This is a genomic window from Microcystis sp. M083S1 (genome assembly GCF_020246405.1).
GTDB classification, from domain to species: Bacteria; Cyanobacteriota; Cyanobacteriia; order Cyanobacteriales; family Microcystaceae; genus Microcystis; species Microcystis aeruginosa_C.
Genome location: NZ_JADBTB010000209.1, coordinates 1 through 20,656, shown reverse-complemented (window position 1 = coordinate 20,656; position 20,656 = coordinate 1). Strand labels below are relative to the sequence as shown.

The following is a 20,656-nucleotide window of genomic DNA, read 5'->3' as shown; positions in this document are numbered from 1 at the left end:
CTTCAAAAATAATAATTGTTCCTGTAGGAAGACGTTCTCCTTGTAACTGCCCTCGATTCCACATTCTCCAAGCAGTGTCATAACTGATCCCTTTTTTCTTAGCATAATCTGATAGTTTCATGTGAACTGCAATGTAAACTTACACTAACCATATTAGCAGTTGTTTGCAGTCATTTGCATATATTTTTTACAAAACTTTACAATACTAAATCCAAAGATGGCTTTTAGTTGTCAGCTAAATTTTTTGACCAATTGGGTCAAATTGCTTCAAGAGATTTGATTGCGAACGCCACTAAAAGCGGCGTATGCGATCGCTATAGCATCTACAGCATCATTAATAGGCATTTTTGTCAATCCGAATAAATACTTAATTTGTTCGGCCACCTCAGCTTTAGTGGCCCTACCATGGCCTAGATGACATTTCCAACTAGCTTGATGGAGGAAAATCGGTTCAATTCCCCCATCACGGCAGCTAACCAGATTGATAATTCCCAATGCTTGCAGGACTCCACCGGCTGCCTTGATTTGCCGGTTAAAAAAGGGCATTTCCACGGCAATTTCCCCCGGTTTATATTCTGCGATTAACTCCTTTAAATCCCGTTCAATTTCAATCAAACGCTGGGCAGTAGAAAGATTTTTAGAAGTTTCGATCGTGCCGTAATCGACTAAAATCGGCATTAACTCACTATTATCCCGGAGAATAGCCCAACCGACAATCGCTAATCCGGGGTCGATACCCAACCAAGTAGTCATAGATTAAGCCAAAAAATCTTGGACGATTTGGAGGATTCTTTGGGATGCTTGTCCATCTCCAAAAGGATTAATTGCATTAGCCATACGATCATAGGCGATTTTATCCCCTAATAATTCTCCCGCTTGTGCTAAAATTTGCTCTGGATTAGTACCAATTAATTTCGCTGTTCCCGCTTGTACTGCTTCCGGTCTTTCCGTGGTTTCTCGCAATACTAAAACCGGTTTTCCTAAACTAGGGGCTTCTTCTTGAATGCCCCCAGAATCAGTTAATAATAAATAACAGCGTTGAATCGCCCCCACTAACTCGGCATAATCGAGAGGTTCAGTTAAAAATACCCTGGGATGATTGCCCAAAGCGGACTGTATTGGTTCTCGGACGGTGGGATTGCGATGGAGGGGTAATAATAGGGCTGTATCGGTATATTTTTCTAACAACAAAGTGAATCCTTTGATAATATCCTGTAAGGGTTCGCCCCAATTTTCCCGGCGGTGAACCGTGGCTAATAAAACCCGATAATCTGACCAATTTAAGCCCGCAATTTGACATTCTGGCGCGGTTTTGGCTACGGTTAATAAAGCATCAATAACTGTATTACCGGTGTGGTGAATATTTCCCGTCACCCCAGATTTTTGTAAATTTTCCACGGCTAAAGTAGTGGGAGCAAAATGTAGGGTAGTCAGTTGAGAAATTAGGCGGCGATTAGCTTCTTCGGGATAGGGATTATAGATATCATTAGTTCTTAATCCTGCCTCTACATGGGCGATAGGAATTTGTTGATAAAAAGCCGCTAAAGCAGCAGCAAAAGCCGTGGTAGTATCACCTTGCACAATAATTAAATCTGGTTTTATGCGCTCAAAAACTGTTTCTAAACCGCGTAAACTGCGGCAAGTAATATCAGTTAAGGTTTGACGGGTTTGCATAATATCGAGATTTTCATCTGCTTTTAAAGCAAATAATTCCATCACCTGCGCTACCATTTCTTTATGCTGTCCCGTCAGAATTACATGGGTTTGAAACTGTTCCGATTCTTGAAAAGCACGAATAACGGGAGCTAATTTAATCGCTTCGGGACGAGTTCCAAGAGTAATACAAATTGATTTCGACATATTATTATCAGTTATCAGTTATCAGTTATCAGTTATCAGTTATCAGATGTGAGTTTTCAGTTCACTGATTACTGTTCACTGAAAATCGCTTGAATTGTGCTGTTTTGTCATTTTTCACTCGTGGGTGGTTGTTGAACGATAAATTGGGGATAGAGTTGCATTTGCTTAGGATTTAAAGGTCGAGAGATGGTCAAAACTTTTTGTTTAGCTAACTCTTGAGTCATGGTATCTAAAGTTTGAGCGATACGCAAATTATATTCTAATTGTTCCCCGGAAGAAAGCAGATTACTTAAGCCATCGATTAAACGTCTTAAATTCTCGCGAAATTGGGGATCACCGATTAACTCATCGATATCGGAGGTGATTTTTTGAGTATTTTCAAAAGTCACCCTAGCGGATTCGAGAGTTTTTTGCAGCACGACTATTGTAGCAGGATCGTTAAGAGTTTTAGTAATTTCTCGTAAATTATTTGATGTTTCCACCGCATTATTCAAAATAGTCTCGATATTTTGCATGACTTGTTTAGTATCAATTTCATCTAAACCAGCATTCAACCTCAGGGCGGTATTATTGAGATTATTGGCGAGACTACCAATGCCTAAACTAGCTTGATTAATATTATCGAGAGTATTAACAATTTGTCCCCGATTTTCGCTGAGAACAGCATTGAGATTAGCGACTAATTGGGAGGATTGTTGAAAAGTCCTGCTGATTTGACTGCGATTTTCCTGAACGGTATTATCTAAAGTATTGATAAAACGTGAGGCATTATTAGCCGTATTAGTGACCGAGCGACTGGTGGCCGCTAATTCCAAAGATAGACGAGAGATTTCTCTTTGGGCATTACGGATAGTCTGAGAGGTATCATCGGATAAACGGGCGATTTTTTGAGCTGCTATAGCGGTATTTTTGGTGACATCATTGAGATTACCCACAAATTCAGGACTGGTAAAAGTATCCACTAAACGACCAACACTAGACATTAATTGTGTTCCTGTTGTCCCCTGTAAACGAGTATTATTACAGAGAATTAACTGTTGATCACAGTCGGGACCCAGAGGGTCGAGATTTTTGGCCTCAGCACTTAAAGAAACTAAGGGAGTGATATCGATAGCTGCCTCCCCAATTAATCCGGAAAGATTGGTAGTAACAGTTACCTTCCTAGGCATAACTAAGGTAGCAGAAGCGATTTCGGCAATAACTTCCACTTGATTACTCCCCGGGATAAAACTCGTAATTCTTCCCACTCTCACCCCGCGAAAACGCACCGGTGCCCCGACTTGTAACCCTTCCACGTCGGCAAACTCGAAGATTAATTGATAGGTTCTTTGACCAAATCCCCCCCCGCGAACCCAGATAGCGAGCGCCCCAAAGACCAATAATCCGCCTAGGGCAAATAAACCCAGTCTTCCTTCCCGTAAAGCTCGCGAACTCTGCATGATTTTTCTCTCATTCTCGATAGTTCTTAATTTAGCTTAATCTAGCTTAAACGATTGTCCTAATCGGGCCTTCAATGCTGGCGCTAAAAAATTGTCGGATCATGGGATGATCGGTACGATCGATATCTGCCACTACTCCCTGCCATTGCACTTTTCCCTGATAGAGAAATACTACTCGATCGGCGGTGCGTCGGATGGTACTTTGTTGGTGAGAAACCATCACATAAGTGTTCGCAGACCCTGATTTTTCATGGAGAGTCCGCACTAGATCCTCGATAATTGTGGAAGCTATCGGGTCTAATCCGGCGGTAGGTTCATCATACAGCAGTAATTCGGGATTATCGGCCGGATTATCGGGATTAGTGATAATAGCGCGGGCAAAAGCCACCCGTTTACGCATTCCCCCCGATAGTTCCGAAGGATAAAGGTCACTAATTCCCTGTAAACCGACCATTTCCAGGCTTTTTTCCACTAATTCCCTAATTCTGGCTTTTTTTAACTTAGTTTGTTCATAAAGATAAAAACCGACATTTTCCCCGACGGTGAGAGAATCAAACAGGGCCGTTTGTTGAAAAACTAAGGAAGTTCGCATCGCTTCTCGACCATCTTCTAGCAATCCCTGACGCAATTGACCTTTAATACGAATTTCTCCGCCATTTATCCCCGTTAATCCCGCAATTAACCGTAAAACCGTCGATTTTCCCGTTCCCGACGGCCCGATAATTACCAGGGCCTCCCCTCGATAAATGGTTAAATCTAAACCATCGAGAATAACATTATCCCCGAATCTTTTCGATACTCCTCTCAATTCAATTAACGGTTCTTTCATGAAATCAAGATTAATGTCGCTTAATTATCTTATAACCTCTGGAATTTTAGGGAGATGGGGAAGTGGAAATTATGAATTATGAATTATGAATTAGGAAGTGGGGTGTGGGGTGTGGGGAGAACAAATAAACATAATCTCGTGTCTCCTGTCTCGGAGTCTCCTGCCTCCCGACTCGATTCTGGCTGCTATAGTAGAAAAGCACCCATTGCTGACGATATCTGAGGTAGATTGCCGTGACTATTGCTTTAGACCAACTGCTTACCCCCGACATTTTTCGACCGGCGCGTTATTTGGGCAACGAGTTAGGCGCTAAACATAAAGAATGGGCAAGTGCTGTGGTTCGTTGGGTGTTAACCTATCCGGAAGTGTACGAAGTGGGGGCATCTAACCTCGGCCATATTATCCTCTACAATATCCTCAATGCTCAACCCCGCCAACTCTGCGATCGCACTTATTTACCCGCACCGGATTTAGCCCAAAAACTCAAACAGACAAAAACCCCCTTATTTGCCCTAGAATCCCGTCGTTGCCTCACCGATTTTGATATTCTGGGTTTTAGTCTCAGTTATGAGCTAGGAGCCACCAATATTTTAGAAATGCTCGACCTAGCGGCAATTCCCTTGACTTGGAGAGCAAGAGACTCGGGTAACTATCCGCTAATTTTTGCCGGGGGACAAACTGCCACCTCTAACCCCGAACCCTATGCCGACTTTTTTGATTTTATCGCCCTTGGTGATGGCGAAGAATTATTGCCAGAAATCGGTTTAATTTTAGAAGAAGGTAAACTAGCTAATCTAAGCAAAGAAGAACTATTACTAGATTTAGCCCAAATTCCGGGGGTATATGTGCCGCGTTTCTACGATGTCACCCCAATCGGTGCAGTTATCCCCAATCGTGACGATGTACCGAAAAGAATTTTACGCCGGGTAGCCACTCCTATCCCAGCCTATTCTATCGGTTTAGTTCCCTTCGTGGAAACGGTTCACGATCGCCTAGTGGTGGAAATTCGTCGCGGTTGCACTCGGGGATGTCGTTTCTGTCAACCGGGGATGTTAACCCGTCCTGCGCGGGATGTGCAACCGGAAGCAGTAATCGAATCGATTGAAAAAGGAATGCGAGCGACAGGATATAACGAATTTTCTTTATTATCTCTCAGTTGCTCCGATTATCTAGCTTTACCTGCCGTGGGTATGGAGATTAAAAACCGTCTCCAGAATGAGAATATATCTCTATCCTTACCCAGTCAAAGAGTCGATCGCTTTGACGAAAATATTGCTAACATAATTGGGGGCAATCGTCAATCGGGTTTAACCTTTGCACCGGAAGCGGGAACCCAACGGATGCGCGATGTGATTAACAAAGGGTTAACCAACGAAGAATTACTCAGAGGGATAAAAACTGCCGTCGAACAGGGTTGGGATAAGGTCAAACTCTATTTTATGATCGGTTTGCCGGGGGAAACCGATGTGGATGTGATTGGTATCGTGGAAACGGTGCGTTGGTTACGTCGGGAATGCCGTTTACCGAAGCGGAAACCCCTCGATTTTACCCTAACTATCTCGAATTTTACGCCTAAACCCCATACCCCCTTCCAGTGGCATTCCGTCTCCACGGCCGAATTTATCCGCAAACAGGAGTTATTAAGACAGGAATTCCAAGGCATGAGAGGGGTAAAAGTCAATTATACCGATGTCCGCATCTCGGCCATGGAAGATTTTATCGGTCGCGGTGACAGAAGTTTAGGGAAAGTGGTGCTGCGCGCTTGGCAATTGGGAGCCGGGATGGATGCTTGGTGGGATAATACAGAAAAAGCCTATCAAGCATGGTCACAGGCGATCGAAGAATCCGGTTTAACTTGGAAATATCGTCAGATAGAACAGGGAGAATGGCATATTTTTGCCGATGCAGACAAAGATATTTTAGAGCGTCCTTTGCCCTGGGATCATCTCGATACCGGTATCGATAAAAAATGGCTAGAGGAGGACTTAAAACGCGCCCTAGACGCGGCAACTGTCCCCGATTGTTCTTTTGAGGGTTGTTCCCATTGTGGCGTTTGTAGCGTCGATTTTGGTCATAATATCGTCATTGAAGCGCCCCCGATTCCCGCTTTTGCCGGACATTTTCAACCCAATCAAGAACGCGCCCAAAGAATTCGGGTTTGGTTTGGCAAAATTGGCGAAATGGCCCTAGTTAGCCACTTGGATCTGGTGCGTTTATTTGATCGCGTCGTCCGTCGCGCTGCCATTCCCATTTCCTTTACCGGTGGATTTCACCCCGGTCCGCGCATTTCGATCGCTAATGCCTTATCCTTGGGAGCAACCAGTAGCGGTGAGATTGTCGATTTTGAATTGACAAAAGTGATGGATTTAGAGAGGTTTAAACAGCAATTAAGCGCACAATTACCCGCAGATTTGCCAGTTTATCAGGTGGAAGAAATTCCCTTAAATGCCCCCGCTGCCACCCGTTTGTTAGAAAAAGCCGAGTATTTGCTCACTTTTAATAGCGAGGGAATTGACTGCCAACAGTGGCAAAATTGGCTCGAGGCAATTAAGCAAGCAACGGTGATGGAACGGGAAAAAACCACCAAATCCGGCAAAAAAGTCACGATTAATCTGCGAGAACAATTATATGAATTAGAGTTAAAAACTGTTGACAAACAAGCCGTTTTGTGCTATGTGGGCAGTTGTCGCAATGATGGCACTTTACTACAGCCTGATCATATCGTCGAGATGTTAGAAAGGGTTTCTGGGCAGGAAATTTCGCTGCTTAATTGCCATCGTCAGCGCTTGATTTTAGGGGCTTAACCATTGTAAACTGTTCCCCTTGACTCTCTATTTTCCTGACTAACCCCAGAGAGGCTGCATCCCACATTTGCAGAAATACCGACAATCAGCAATTATCAGTGACTCTTAAATTAGTACAAAAATATGAACAATCGCGTGTAAGCATCTCACAGTTAACCTAATGCGCGGGGGGTTTGGGGGGTTCTACCCCCCAAAAGCTTGGATTGAGTGATAAAACCGAAAGTAACGCCCGACTTTAGCAGAGAGTTTCCCCTGAAAAATCCCAAATTAGTAGATTTACAAAAATGAGATGCCCCCCCAGAGAGTCAACTAATCTTGATCGACTAATTCTAAGCAATCATCAATCAAAGCTGGCCGATAATTTTGAACAACCATCGGTAAAAAAGCCCCTCTTAAACCCTTTTTTATTCTCTCGGCCGTTTGATCAAAAACCACAAATAAAGGATGAATTGTTTCTGCACCTTCACTAAACATATGTTGTTCTCTGGGGGGCATTAACCATTCATATTCTTTATCTAAACATATTTGGGTTTCGCGCCAGCGTTTCAACAAATCAGAAAAATCTTCCCCCGGACGATGGATAAAAATCAGGATTTCTGAACCTAATTTAATTTTCCATTCTGGATCACACATCAGAATAGCCAAATCGCAGGCTAATTGTACCGTCTTTCTAGATTCAAGGGCAGAAGATGGACGAGTTCTGACCAAGGGCAAGGGAATAGTAATTAAACTCTCTTCCGGACGACGCATACTAGGAATTAACCCTAAATAAGGGCGATATTGTCGCAATAATTCGATCGCCCCCTGACGACAGCTATATTCCGCTAATAAAGTTTCGTAAGACACAGATTCACCTAATCAAGTAAAAGGAGATGAAAATTCAAATCTTGCTGATTTCCAGCTACTGGCAATAGTTAGTGATCAGTGATCACTGATCACTGATCACTGATAAACTTATCCCAAGGCATCGAAGATTTTAAACATGGGCAAGTACATAGACAGAAGAATAGTTCCCACTATCCCGGCAATACCGACCATCATCAAGGGTTCAATGATACTGGTTAAAGCTTTAACGGCCTGTTCCACCTCATCTTCGTAGAAATCCGCCACTTTCATCATCATGGCATCTAATTCTCCCGTTTCCTCACCAATACTAATCATTTGAATGGCCAAAGCTGGGAAAACATTGGCTTTTTGTATGGCTAAACTCATCATTCCCCCCTGCTGAATTTCCTCCTTGGCACCGATGATCGCATTGGCAATTACCTGATTACCCACCGTATTACAAACGATATCAAGGGAACTTAAAATCGGGACACCAGAACGCGTTAGAGTCCCAAAAACCCGGCAAAATCTAGCCACAGCCGATTTTTCATTCAAATCACCAAAAAGAGGCATTTTAAGGAAAAACTGGTCAATTTGCAGACGACCCATCGGGGTTTTGTAATAGCGACGCAGTAAAAAAACCGTGGCAGGAATGGTGACAATCGGAATTAAAATCAACCAACTACGCATCACACCACTTAAAAAGAGCATAAATTGCGTTAAAGCTGGTAGTGGCACCTTCAAATCGGTGAAAATTTTCGCAAACACGGGAATTAAAAAGATCGTCATCCCGAAAAACACAATTACCGCCAAAATTCCCACCGCTACCGGATAGGTCATTGCTGATTTAATCTGGTTTTTCAAGCGGGCCATATCTTCCAAAAGTTTCGAGAGACGGAGCAGCACTTCATCGAGTACCCCCCCCATCTCTCCAGCTTCGATCATACTGATATAAAGTTCATCAAAACATTCCGTATGTTTGGCCATCGCTTGCGATAACGGACTGCCTTGCTGTACGTCAGCACTAATCGCTTGTAGTGCTTTTCTCATCTTGGGATTACCGGATTGATCCCCCAAAACTCCCAAACATCTCACAATCGGCACACCAGCATTAATCATTACCGAAAATTGACGGGAAAAAACCGCTTTATCTTTGATGGAAATCTTGGCAAACATCAACTCTAAACCAGAAAGATCGATCTCTCCTCCCGCTTTTTTGATTTTACCGACGGCAGCATATTTCGCCTTCAGCATCATTCGGGCATGATCGGGAGACATAGCTTCAACTTTCTCTTGGAAAACTTTTCCAGAGCTGCTCTTAACTTGTGCGACGAAAGTAGGCATAGGACAAATCAGTTATCAGTTATCAGTTATCAGTTATCAGTTATCAGTTATCAGTTCACTGTTTACTAAAAAAACTTCCCATTTCCCACTCTCCTATCCCTTTTACACAGGATTTGTTATTAAATCCGGGCTTTAGTTTTGGCGTTAGCACTGGACCCAGCGACAAGACGTTGTAATTCATCGGGTTTACTACTTTTAGAAATCGCCTCTTCAAAGGATATAACACCGCTAACAACTAAATTAGCTAATCCCTGTTCCATAGTTTGCATTCCTAGCTTCATTCCTGTTTGAATTGCTGAGTAAACTTGGGGGGCTTTTCCTTCGCGAATTAGGTTAGCGATCGCTGGAGTTACCACCATGATTTCCTGTACCATTGCCCGGGCAAATTCCCCCGGTTTAGGATTTTTTTTCCTGACTAGGGTTTGACTAAAAACTGCTAGTAAAGAATTGGATAACATGGAGCGAATTTGTGACTGTTGGTTAGCGGGGAAAACGTCAATAATCCGATCGACTGTTCCCGCTGCCGAGCTAGTATGTAGGGTTCCGAAGACTAAGTGACCGGTTTCCGCCGCCGTAATTGCCAAACTAATTGTTTCTAAATCCCGCATTTCTCCCACAAGGATAATATCAGGATCTTCGCGTAAAGCTGCTTTTAATGCGTTAGCAAAACTCTTGGTATCTTCTCCTTTTTGTCGTTGGTGAAACAGGCTTTTTATATTAGGAAAAACATATTCAATTGGGTCTTCTACAGTTAAAATGTGTTCAGACCTAGTCCGATTAATTAAGTCTAAAATTGATGCTAAAGTGGTAGTTTTACCTGAACCTGTTTGTCCAGTTACGAGAATTAATCCCCTCGGTCTTTCCGATAATTCTCGGACTACTTCTGGTAAATTTAATTGTTCAAAGTTAGGAATTTTAGAGGACAAAGCGCGTAAACAAGCTGCATAAGCTCCCCTTTCTTTATAAACATTGATCCTAAATCTTGCTAATCCTTTCACCCCATAGGAACAGTCTAATTCCCAATTCTGCTCTAACTCTTTTATTTGACTATTATTGAGCATACTAAAAATCAATTTCTGACAATCTTGCGGGGTTAAAGATTCTTCATTAATCGGGGTGAGTTTGCCACTAATGCGAAAATAGACCGGCGCACGGGACTGAATGTGCATATCGGAACCGCCCATCTCGACCAATTGTTCCATTAAATCTTCGATCATTAAGTCCATAAGTTAAACTCCATCTATCTATAAAGTGAAAACTGAAAAGGGGATAGGAGCCAGTCCCGATGAAAAAATTTTCACCCCCACAGGTGAAAGAGGTTTCTTTCCCTACACCCCACACCCCACACCCTCTTTTCCGTCAGGAGACAAATTCATAATACTTTTGCCTGTTCCGGAGTTCCCTGATCACTGATCACTGAAAAACTGTCTTAACCACTAAATCGCGGTCTCATACAATAGGGACAATCGAGCCATTCTGGTTGTAGTTCGGCGCGACAACCACTACAGATTAAACCGCTTTTCCGTTTAGCTTTTAATTCCGCTTCCAGACCAGAATCGCTAAATGTCACCCGTTCCACTTCTTCGAGGGTGGTGTAACCCTCGCGCACCAGATTTAAACTGTAGGCTAGGAGTGTCACCATGCCCTCATCGACGGCCGCCTCCTTAATGCGATCGGTGGTTGCCCCTTGGTTAATTAATTGCTGTAGTCGTTCACTATTCTGCATTACCTCATAGACACCGATGCGACCTTTATAACCGCTGCCGTTGCACTTGACGCAGAGATTGCCCTCTCTTCGCGCCTGTTGAATTTCCTCTATGGTCAGGGTATTAGCCCTATAAAAGGTCACTTCCTGTTCATTGGCGGCGGAAAGACCAAAACGGGCCAATTCCTCTTGGGTGGGGTGATAGGCGACTCGACACTCGGTACAGACGCGCCGCATCAGACGCTGGGCCAAAACTCCCAACAGAGAACCAGAGATCATAAACGTTTCAACCCCCATCTCATCGAGACGAGCGATCGCACCTGCGGCATCGTTGGTGTGTAGGGTAGTTAAGACCAAGTGACCAGTTAAGGCGGCCTCGATCGCTGTTTTAGCCGTTTCCTTGTCCCTAGTTTCTCCCACCAGAATCACATCCGGGTCTTGTCGCATGAATGCCCGCAGAATCGAGGCGAAATCCATGCCTTTTTCGCGAATTACCTGCACCTGGGTGATGCCTGGTAGAGAATATTCGATCGGATCTTCGGCGGTACTGATATTGACCCCAGGGTGATTTCTTTCCGCTAACACCGAGTATAAAGTGGTGGATTTCCCCGAACCGGTGGGGCCCGTCACCAGCAACAGACCAAAGGGATGACTGGCCAAGTCTCGGACGATTTGCAGGGTCTTTTGATCGGTGATTAGTTTATCTAAACCCAACTGGGTAGACGAGTTATCGAGAATCCGTAAACAGACTTTTTCCCCGTAGCGACTGGGCAGGGTATTAACCCGAAAATCCACTTTCCGCCCTTGATAAATCCGCCGAATTTTACCATCTTGGGGAAGACGACGTTCGGCGATATCGAGTTCGGCCATGATTTTAAAACGGGCTGTAACCGCCGGGGTAATTCTTTTCGGCAGTGGATCAAAAGCTTGATGAAGAACTCCATCTTTGCGAAAGCGAATTTTCAGGAATTCTTCTTGGGGTTCGATGTGAATATCGGAAGTCCCTTCCTGTAGGGCTTTAGCTAGAATTTTATTGACCAGGTTGATGACGGGGGCTTGATTAGCGTCTCCTTCTCCGAGATCATCGGCCACTTCATCGTCAGCACCAGAGACCACCTCAATACTGGCGACAATATCGGTGATATCCGAGAGTTTTTCCAGTTCTTTTTCTTTTTCGAGTCTGGCTTTTTCCCTTTCTAGTTCCGGTTGGGCCCAGTGGAATTTTTCCAGTAATCTTTCATAATCTTCGCTGGTAATCACTAAACGCTGTAAACTTAACTCCCTGGGGCGGAGGATACGATTAATATCGTCCGTAGCCTCTAGGTTGTCGGGATCGACCATCGCTATCAAAATTGAAGCCGGCTCTCCTTCGATTCGACGCAGGGGGATGAGACGATAGCGACGACAAAGATCGATCGGAATCAAAGAATCGATCAGCCTGGCTATTTCCAGTCCATCCACATCGCTCAATTCGGGGTCGATAGATTCGACTCCGTAGAGAATTTTTAGTTCAAATAACTGGTTTTTCTTATACTGTCGCTGTAAATCTGGGGGCAAAGGTCGCCCGGTTAGTTTTTGTAATATTTCTACTAACGATCCTCCCGATTTCCGTGTTTCCACTAGGGCCTGTTGCATTTGCTCGGCACCGATATAGCCCGACTGCACCAACTTGTTACCAAAGGGGGAAAAGTAATTGCGTAGGGCAACAGCACGGGTTTTCTTGGAAGAAAATGTCATAGACGATTCCTAACCTCTCCACTACCCTTTAATCTTTCCAATTTTACTGAGAAAATTGCATTCTAGCAAAAATTTTTCTAGATCACTGATTATTTATCCGGGCTGCCTATCGTGCTTTTCACGTTACTGAGGTATCGACAAGTTTTGCCAACAAGGGGTTTAAGCCCCTTGCCCATACCTCATTCTGATGAAACCTACTATATATCTAGTTACGGATATTGTCCACAAAATGTTACATTAAGGGTTAAACCTTGATTATTAGCTGGTACTTAAAGACCAAAATTAGCAGTAAATGGTCATATATTGCCAAATTCCCCACTATAATTGTATACCATGAGTGCAGAACCAAATACCTCAGCAATTTTCGAAGAAAACCAAGAATCCTTTTCTAATTCCCCTGAATCTCTTGCCAACGAATCAGAAACCAGTGTCACCGATGAGGCCAAAACGGTGACGGACAAGGCCGCCTCTAGCGAGGAATTTTCCCTCGTAGGCGGAATGACTATCGATTTTCTACAAGAGGAAATCGACACTCTCAAGCAGCAGTTAGAGGAGCAAACCCAACAGGTTGATGCTTATAAGAAACGCTATATCAGTCTAGCGGCCGAGTTCGACAATTTTCGCAAACGCACAGAGAAAGAAAAAGAGGAACTGGAAACAAAAACCAAGGGCAAAACCCTGATGGAAATTCTTGACGTGGTGGATAATTTTGAGCGCGCCCGTACTCAAATTAAACCGGCTAATGATGGCGAGATGGGTATTCACAAGAGTTACCAAGGGGTCTATAAAACCTTAGTGGACAGTCTCAAGCGTTTAGGCGTTTCCCCCATGCGTCCGGAAGGTCAACCCTTTGATCCCAGCTACCACGAAGCGATGATGCGGCAGTACACCGATGAACATCCCGAAGGCACAGTGGTGGAGCAGTTAGTGCGGGGATACACTCTCGGAGAACAGGTTTTGCGTCATGCTTTGGTAAAAGTGGCCGCCCCCAAAGAGGCGGATCCTAACGCTGATCAGTCCGAAGCCACTTCCATTCCATCCCAGGAATCGGTCTAAAATCCCGATGGGGATTAAACTGGTTTGAGGGTTAGGTATTAGCCGGTAGGGTCTGTATTCCCCCGCTATCCCCTATCCCCCATCCCCGCTCAGAGACTTTTTCTCTCTTGACCTATTTAACGTCAGTTCGGGTTAAGCAGATTTTGCCATGACTTTCAGGAAAGAATAGGGCTGACTGGCTACGGTAAAATTAGGGTTTCGGCTTATCTCGAACTGAGGTTAAAATAAAAAATATTTCAGTTATCAATTTTTGGTGAATATCAGAAAAGAAATCACTTTATTGATGATGTCCATGGCATTTTCGAGTACATTTTTCGGTGAGGTTTTCGCTGCTCCACGTCTTGACTGGCACAGTGCCGATTTTGAAGGTCTGCGAGTAATTGCCGAGTCAGCTTGGAAGACCGAACAGGAAGCAAAGAAACGCGGGGAAGAACTACACTTCAAATATGGATTTCAAAATCTGGGTATTCTTTGGATTCCTTACTATAGTAATCTATCGGGAAAATCGCTCTATCAAACAATTATCGTTCCAGAGGGCAATTGTGATCGATTTTTACAAGAGAATATTCGACGAATCAATCGCGATGCCTACTGCTTTACACCCAGTAATCGTGGTTTAGCTCCCAACCGTCGAGGTGGTCGTATTTTCTGATTTTATATCTCCATGGCTGTGGTAATTCTCAACTCAATTTTAGAGTGAGCAAGAAGACTAAAGCCTAAAATAAAAAAGAGGGCAGGTTTTACCCCACCCTTTGGTCTTATTTTAAACGAATTACTAACCGGCGATCGGGTTCCACGCCGCGACTTTCCGTGGTTAAATCGTTTTCTTCCTGAAAAAAGGCATGGATTTGGCGACGTTCCGCCGAAGATAGGGCTTTTAATTCTATTTCCTGTCCTGTTTGCCGCACTTGCGTTGCCGCTTGATTAACCCAGTCGAAAAGTTCTGCCTGTCTTTGTTGACGATAGCCATTGATTTCGACAATATAGAACTGATGTTCTGCCGACTCGACACCAATATTCAGAATCGTATTAGCTAGGGATTGAATCGCATCGAGTCCCTCACCCTTGTTAGCGAGGAGAAGTTCCAGTTGTTGGGGACTCAATTGACTGCTATCAATAATTAACCAACAGGAGGAAGGTCCAGTTCCCAATTCCTGCACACCAATCTGGACATCTGCGGGCATGGCCATCAACTTTAGCAGTTTTTCCAGCCATTGTTTAGCTTTCTCGCTATTTTGCTCCCATATACTCATTACGATGTTTTTTCCTTTTTCTTGCTAGAACGTTTTTCAAAGGGGAGAGCATCGCGGGTTTTTTCCGTTTTTTCCTGTTCCGCTACCAATTTTTGCAGGTTTTCTGGTAACGGTTCCCGCATCAAAATCACCGTTTGAATAGTTTGGAAGATGTTCGCGGTTAAGATATACATCAATACCCCGGCCGGTAAGGGGAAAAACAGGAACATCATACTAAAAATTATCGGGGTGATTTTATTCACCGTTTGCTGTTGTTGAGCTGCCCCCCCCGAAGGTGCGCCGGCACCGGATAACTCTTGGTTAACATAGATACTAATACCGAAAGCGATCACCATCGCCAAGATATCCCAGTGAATTTCACCATTCGCACCGGTTGCCCCAATTCTTCCCAGGGCCTCAATAAAGAGAAAACCCGTATTAGCGGCAATCCCCGGCACGATAACTTTAATACTGGCATCTCCGGGGGCTAAAGCGACGATGGAACCGTCTTCATTAACTTGCACCAGTTCTTGACCTTTAACCACCTCGTAGGTGGGTTTTAGGTTATTTTCGGGTGATTCCGTGGCTAATTGCCCCAAAGACTTGCCCTGGTCGTTTTGCAGGTCGATTTTTACCTGTTCTCCCGGGGCGATTTTATTGCCTTGGGGTAAAAAAGCGGTAATGGGATAGTGGAGAGACTCGTCAATATAGACGTTTTGGGGTTTGGTGGCATAGGGTTGGCGCTGCACGAGGGCGATTTGTTCGCTTGGCAGCACTTGTAAATCGACGGTATAGTTAATATCCGAGAAAGGGGAACCCCGCAGCGTCGCAAATAAAGCCAAAAGAATCGGCATTTGTAATAACAGGGGTAAACAACCGGCTAGGGGATTGCCCAACTCCTGCATTAATTTGCCCATTTCCTCCTGTTGTTTTTGGGGGTCATTTTTGTAGCGTTGTTGAATTTCTGCCTGTCTTTCCTTCATCAAGGGTTGAGTGATTCGCATTTTTCTCATATTGCGAATCTGGCCGGCGCTGAGGGGAAAGACGGCAAATCTCACCACTAGCGTTAAAGCAATGATGGCGAAACCGTAACTATGCACAATCCGAAAGAAAAAATCTAGGATTGGCAACATGATATTTGTGGAAATAAATCCGACTCCAAAATCCATGGGTTTAATCTATGCCTTCTCGTTTAATGGGGGTTCACTTTGACAAATCTAATTTATCGAATCGCGGCGATCGATTATTTTGTTTTATTGACTGATGATCGATTCTAGGGGACGACCGGTTTTATCGGCGACTCTTTCGGCAATATAGTCATGAATTTCCCGGAATTTCGGCATCGCGCGCATTTCTAAACGACTTCTATCCTTGAGAGTTACGACAATATCCCCCCAAACACCAATTCCTCTCGGCATTTTTGCCACTTTTGCCACTTCTGAATAGATAATATCCGTGCGATCGCGTCCCATCCAACCCCCGGTGATCGAAATCCGCCGATCAGTTATCTTATATCTTAACCAGATTGCCCGTACTACTGCCCCAACGGTCAAAGGTAAACAAATCACCGTAAATCCTAGCAGTATATTGATGATTAGGTCGCCGATGTGCGGACCCCCTTCATAAAAAGTTTCTTCTTTAATGCCCATGAATTATATTGGCCTTCACTAACAACTGCTTTAATTCTCGCAAAAAATGTTCATAATTGCACTCGATCGCCTCGGGACGGATAATGATTATCCCTCGCCATCCTGCCGCTATTTCTGGCAATAACTGCCGAATTACCGCTCGCATTTGCCGTTTTAGTCGATTACGAACCACCGCTTTTTTACTAACTTTCTTGCTAATCGAGATACCAAAACGACTGGGGCCGGGGGCATCTGGGCAAGAATCCTCTAAACTAATTAAGGTTAAGTGGGAACCGTGATAACGCCTCCCTTTTCCATAGACAGCTTGAAAATCCTGTCGATGTTTTAAGCGATGAACTTGGGGTAGTCCCACGAAAATTAGTCGGTTCCCAGAATAACCTAAACACTTAAACGATAGCGCCCTCTTTTCCGACGAGCTTTAATTACTTTGCGTCCGTTGACGCTACGCATTCTCGCTCTAAATCCGGAAGTGCGCTTCTGTTTGCGCGTGGTTCCTTCTAAAGTACGTTTACTCACTGCCGATTTTCCTCCTTAAGATAGAGTTACTCTATAGATATAAAGACACAATTTTCAATTATAACAAAATTACTAGGAATTGGGAAGCCCATGGTCAAGCTCCGTTTCGGTCGAGATATCTGTAATTGTCTCCCGGTGGCTGAAAAGCGGGAATGGTTAGTCACTAATGGTATTGGGGGTTTTGCTGCGGGAACTGTGGCCGGATTGCTAACTCGCTGTTATCATGGCCTGTTGATCGCTGCTTTGGCTCCACCGACGAAAAGAACGCTTCTTGTGACTAAAATCGATGAATCGGTACAATATAACCAGAAAATTTATCATCTGGCCAGCAATCGCTGGTTAGGTGCTACGATCGAACCGCAAGGCTATATTAATATCGAAAGTTTTCATCTGGAAGGCACAATTCCCGTCTGGACTTTTACCTGCGGGGATGCCTTACTAGAAAAGCGCATTTGGATGGAACAGGGAGAAAATACCACCTATACTCACTATACCTACCGTCGTGGCAATTCTCCCCTAACTCTCAATCTGACTGCTTTTGTCAATTATCGTGATTTTCACGGCAATACCCAGAGTTTTAACTGGCAAATGGCTATTAGTCCTCTGGAAAAAGGAGTGAGGGTGATTGCATATAACCATGCTGTACCTTTTTATCTATTAATCAGTCAGGGACAGGTTTTTCCCGCTCATATCTGGTATTATCGCTTTGATTTGGCCGTGGAACGTTATCGTGGTTTAATCGATCGGGAAAATCATCTCCATGGGGCTAGTTTTTCGGCTACTCTCAAACTAGGAGAATCGGTGACAATTGCCGCTAGTACCCGTCCCGATCCGAATTTAGACGGTCAATCTTCTCTAGAGTCTCGCTATCGCTACGAAAATAGTCTGATTAATCCCCAGCAGCCCGAATGGATTCAACAACTTACCCTCGCTGCCGACCAGTTTATCGTTAGTCGTCCTCTCCGGGATCAACCGGACGGCAAAACGATCATCGCGGGTTATCCTTGGTTTGGTGATTGGGGTCGCGATACGATGATCTCCCTAAGAGGATTAACTTTGACTACAGTCCGACCTGCGATCGCCCGTCAGATTTTACTAACTTTTTCCCGTTATCTAGACCGGGGTTTATTGCCGAATTTACTGCCCGATGGGGGAGAAATGCCCGAATATAACGCTGTCGATGCTATTCTTTGGTATTTTGAAGCCATTCGTTCCTATTTTAACCAAAGCCAAGATTTTGAGTTTCTCAGAACTATTTATCCCGCTTTAAAGGAAGTGATCGCTTGGTTTCGTCGCGGTACTCGCTACAATATTCACCTAGATGACGATGGTTTGATCTATGCCGGCGAAGCGGGAGTACAATTGACTTGGATGGATGCCAAAGTTGATGATCGGGTGATTACTCCCCGCATCGGCAAACCCGTAGAAATTAATGCCCTTTGGTTCAATGCCCTCAAAATAATGGTTCAATTTGCCCATTATTTGGGCATGGATGCCACTGATTACGAAAAAATGAGAAAAATGACCTTAAAAGGGTTTTCTCGCTTCTGGGATGATTCTCTGGGGTATTGTTACGATGTTTTGGATACGGACAAGGGTAATGATGCCAGTTTACGACCGAATCAACTTTTTGCCGTGTCTTTGTCGGTGGAGGAGTTATTAAATTCCTCACAGAAAAGGGCTATTGTCGATATTTGTGCTTTAAAATTGTTGACTTCTCGCGGTTTGCGATCGCTAGATGCCGATCATCCTGATTACCGTGGCGTTTACACTGGCGATCGCTTAAAAAGAGATAGTGCCTACCATCAGGGGACAGTCTGGGGATGGTTATTAGGGGCATTTATCGAGGCCCATCTGAAAGTCTATCGCGATCCCATTCTAGCTGAGAGTTTTTTAACACCGATGATCGACCATCTTCAGGATAGCTGTATCGGTAATTTAAGTGAAATTTTCGATGGTAATGCCCCTTTTACCCCTAGGGGTGCTTTTGCCCAAGCATGGACGGTGGCAGAGGCATTAAGAGTTTGGCAAGCGATCCGAGAATTTACGCCATAATCCTTTAAAATGAGCAATTGTTAGGTGTGTTAGGCCCCCTAAAGGGCCGACCCTAAAAACCTCAATTCGACGGTTATAGACAAAACTCTCATGCAGAAACCGCAAGTTATTTTTCTCGATGCTGTGGGGACTCTTTTTGGAGTAAAAGGCAGTGTCGGAGCAATTTATAGTCAAATAGCGGCGGATTTTGGGGTACAGGTGGCGGCCGAGCCTCTAGAACGGTCTTTCTTGGCTATTTTCCCCACTTCTCCCCCCCTAGCTTTTCCTAAGGTTGAACCGGCACAAATTCCTCAGTTAGAGTATCGCTGGTGGCGATCGCTGACTGGGGCAGTTTTTAATGATTTAGGTTATCTGGAACGATTTCCCGATTTTGAGGCTTTTTTTGGCGAACTTTATCATCATTTTGCCACGGCCGAGCCTTGGGTCCTGTACGAGGATGTCATTCCCGCTTTAAGACTCTGGCAGATTCAGGGGATCGAGTTGGGCATTATTTCTAATTTTGATAGTCGTATCTACCAAGTTTTGGCAGAATTAGGCTTAGAGTATTTTTTTCGATCGATCACGATTTCTTCTCAGGCAGGAGCAGCTAAACCCGATGCTGAAATTTTTCAAATCGCCCTGCAAAAACATGATTGTCCCTCGGCACAAGCTTGGCATATTGGCGATAGTAAAAAAGAGGATTACCAAGGGGCAAAAGCTTTGGGTATGGAAGCATTTTTAATTAAAAGATCAATAGGGTCTGCTGAATAAATCTAAAAACCTTGTTGGATAATAAGTACCTAAGCAAAATTAATTACACATATCTAACCACCTCTTGCCTCTTGCCCCTTGCCTCTTGCCTATCTTCACTAGGAAATTAATTTTGCACGACTACTTATCTTTGGCTCTTATCGGTAAAACCCTACACCCCACACCTCACACCCCACACTCTGCCTCCACTTTATAGGCAAAATAGCGATGATGTTTCAATCCCTAGTAGGGTTTAAGATTAATTGGAACTTCTGGTTTAATACTGACATCTTCATCTGATAAAGTTTCAATCCCTAGTAGGGTTTAAGATTAATTGGAACTTTAATTGTCAATGGAAGTATCGGATCGGGTGATGTTTCAATCCCTAATAGGGTTTAAGATTAATTGGAACTATAAAAGGTGGTCGTGGTCACGTTGCCCCCTATGAGTTTCAATCCCTAATAGGGTTTAAGATTAATTGGAACCTGAAACTTTAGAACTACGGATCAAAGATGTGTATAAAGTTTCAATCCCTAATAGGGTTTAAGATTAATTGGAACGGTACGCGGTCGAACCGAGCATTATTTCTCCAGAGTTTCAATCCCTAATAGGGTTTAAGATTAATTGGAACAATCATCCCATCTTAAGTTGGGATGATGATAGTTGGTTTCAATCCCTAATAGGGTTTAAGATTAATTGGAACGAACTATTATCAAGGATTGAAGCTTTAGAAGCTAGTTTCAATCCCTAATAGGGTTTAAGATTAATTGGAACGCGTTATTCCTAAATAAAGACCCCGATAACCTTGTTTCAATCCCTAATAGGGTTTAAGATTAATTGGAACATCTTTTAAGGGGGGGGGGAACTATGGAAGAT

The 20,656-nt window shown here is 43.9% G+C and carries 18 protein-coding genes, 1 pseudogene and 1 CRISPR repeat array; of the genes and pseudogenes, 5 read left to right on the top strand and 14 right to left on the bottom strand.

Translation table 11 applies throughout. The features are described from left to right. The 5 genes and pseudogenes from IM450_RS19270 to IM450_RS19250 all read right to left on the bottom strand — a co-directional run. Nucleotides 1-121 (bottom strand): annotated as a pseudogene (locus IM450_RS19270) (IS607 family transposase); the annotation flags it as partial. Nucleotides 122-267: 146 nt separating this feature from the next. Continuing rightward, nucleotides 268-753, bottom strand: a complete 486-nt coding sequence (locus tag IM450_RS19265) for a crossover junction endodeoxyribonuclease RuvC (RefSeq protein ID WP_002763127.1) — start codon at nt 751-753, stop codon at nt 268-270. A gap of 3 nt (nt 754-756) precedes the next feature. Continuing rightward, nucleotides 757-1,860, bottom strand: coding sequence for a non-hydrolyzing UDP-N-acetylglucosamine 2-epimerase (gene wecB / locus IM450_RS19260; RefSeq protein WP_159253566.1), 1,104 nt, complete (start codon nt 1,858-1,860; stop codon nt 757-759). Between the two features lie 107 nt (nt 1,861-1,967). After that, entirely contained in the window at nt 1,968-3,299 is a 1,332-nt protein-coding gene (locus IM450_RS19255) for an MlaD family protein (protein WP_287671196.1), read from the bottom strand. Between the two features lie 46 nt (nt 3,300-3,345). Beyond that, nucleotides 3,346-4,128: an ABC transporter ATP-binding protein gene (locus IM450_RS19250; RefSeq protein WP_002800524.1), complete on the bottom strand. Its 783-nt coding sequence runs from the start codon at nt 4,126-4,128 to the stop codon at nt 3,346-3,348. Nucleotides 4,129-4,361: 233 nt separating this feature from the next. Here IM450_RS19250 and IM450_RS19245 point away from each other — a divergent pair, with 233 nt between their 5' ends. Continuing rightward, entirely contained in the window at nt 4,362-6,932 is a 2,571-nt protein-coding gene (locus IM450_RS19245) for a TIGR03960 family B12-binding radical SAM protein (protein ID WP_287671200.1), read from the top strand. Nucleotides 6,933-7,241: 309 nt separating this feature from the next. Here IM450_RS19245 and IM450_RS19240 read toward each other — a convergent pair whose 3' ends face one another. The 4 genes from IM450_RS19240 to IM450_RS19225 all read right to left on the bottom strand — a co-directional run bounded on the left by IM450_RS19240 (nt 7,242) and on the right by IM450_RS19225 (nt 12,543). Further along, entirely contained in the window at nt 7,242-7,778 is a 537-nt protein-coding gene (locus tag IM450_RS19240) for a hypothetical protein (RefSeq protein ID WP_002800521.1), read from the bottom strand. Between the two features lie 108 nt (nt 7,779-7,886). After that, nucleotides 7,887-9,101 (bottom strand): type II secretion system F family protein, encoded by a 1,215-nt coding sequence (locus tag IM450_RS19235; RefSeq protein ID WP_002800520.1) that lies wholly within the window; start codon nt 9,099-9,101, stop codon nt 7,887-7,889. 119 nt (nt 9,102-9,220) lie between these two features. Continuing rightward, entirely contained in the window at nt 9,221-10,327 is a 1,107-nt protein-coding gene (locus IM450_RS19230) for a type IV pilus twitching motility protein PilT (protein WP_287671203.1), read from the bottom strand. Between the two features lie 203 nt (nt 10,328-10,530). Beyond that, complete coding sequence (locus IM450_RS19225) at nt 10,531-12,543, bottom strand: GspE/PulE family protein (RefSeq protein ID WP_002800513.1); 2,013 nt, start codon at nt 12,541-12,543, stop codon at nt 10,531-10,533. A 333-nt stretch (nt 12,544-12,876) separates the two neighbouring features. Between IM450_RS19225 and grpE the strand changes: the two genes are divergently transcribed. Together grpE and IM450_RS19215 are read left to right on the top strand one after the other, a co-directional pair. Further along, nucleotides 12,877-13,599: a nucleotide exchange factor GrpE gene (gene grpE, locus IM450_RS19220; protein WP_002800511.1), complete on the top strand. Its 723-nt coding sequence runs from the start codon at nt 12,877-12,879 to the stop codon at nt 13,597-13,599. A gap of 253 nt (nt 13,600-13,852) precedes the next feature. Further along, the gene (locus tag IM450_RS19215; protein ID WP_287671206.1) at nt 13,853-14,251 is read left to right on the top strand and encodes a hypothetical protein; all 399 of its coding nucleotides are present in this window, start codon (nt 13,853-13,855) and stop codon (nt 14,249-14,251) included. Between the two features lie 106 nt (nt 14,252-14,357). On the opposite strand, the gene IM450_RS19210 is transcribed toward IM450_RS19215, so the two are convergent. The 5 genes from IM450_RS19210 to rpmH all read right to left on the bottom strand — a co-directional run bounded on the left by IM450_RS19210 (nt 14,358) and on the right by rpmH (nt 16,996). After that, nucleotides 14,358-14,852, bottom strand: coding sequence for a Jag family protein (locus IM450_RS19210; protein ID WP_002800508.1), 495 nt, complete (start codon nt 14,850-14,852; stop codon nt 14,358-14,360). After that, nucleotides 14,852-16,000, bottom strand: coding sequence for a membrane protein insertase YidC (gene yidC / locus IM450_RS19205; protein WP_287671208.1), 1,149 nt, complete (start codon nt 15,998-16,000; stop codon nt 14,852-14,854). The genes IM450_RS19210 and yidC overlap by 1 nt, the downstream gene beginning before the upstream one ends. Nucleotides 16,001-16,084: 84 nt before the next feature. Beyond that, nucleotides 16,085-16,480, bottom strand: a complete 396-nt coding sequence (locus tag IM450_RS19200) for a PH domain-containing protein (protein WP_002784373.1) — start codon at nt 16,478-16,480, stop codon at nt 16,085-16,087. After that, nucleotides 16,470-16,832, bottom strand: a complete 363-nt coding sequence (rnpA, locus tag IM450_RS19195) for a ribonuclease P protein component (RefSeq protein WP_002800506.1) — start codon at nt 16,830-16,832, stop codon at nt 16,470-16,472. Before rnpA ends, IM450_RS19200 begins: the two co-directional genes overlap by 11 nt. A 26-nt stretch (nt 16,833-16,858) precedes the next feature. Next, nucleotides 16,859-16,996, bottom strand: coding sequence for a 50S ribosomal protein L34 (gene rpmH, locus IM450_RS19190; RefSeq protein ID WP_002739276.1), 138 nt, complete (start codon nt 16,994-16,996; stop codon nt 16,859-16,861). 90 nt (nt 16,997-17,086) lie between these two features. Here rpmH and IM450_RS19185 point away from each other — a divergent pair, with 90 nt between their 5' ends. Continuing rightward, nucleotides 17,087-19,051 (top strand): amylo-alpha-1,6-glucosidase, encoded by a 1,965-nt coding sequence (locus IM450_RS19185; protein ID WP_287671211.1) that lies wholly within the window; start codon nt 17,087-17,089, stop codon nt 19,049-19,051. A gap of 90 nt (nt 19,052-19,141) precedes the next feature. After that, nucleotides 19,142-19,801 carry an HAD-IA family hydrolase gene (locus IM450_RS19180; protein WP_002800504.1) on the top strand — a complete coding sequence of 220 codons (660 nt, stop codon included), beginning with the start codon at nt 19,142-19,144 and terminating at the stop codon, nt 19,799-19,801. 212 nt (nt 19,802-20,013) lie between these two features. Continuing rightward, nucleotides 20,014-20,624: direct repeats of the CRISPR family, unit length 37 nt; unit sequence GTTTCAATCCCTAATAGGGTTTAAGATTAATTGGAAC. Nucleotides 20,625-20,656 lie beyond the last annotated feature (32 nt).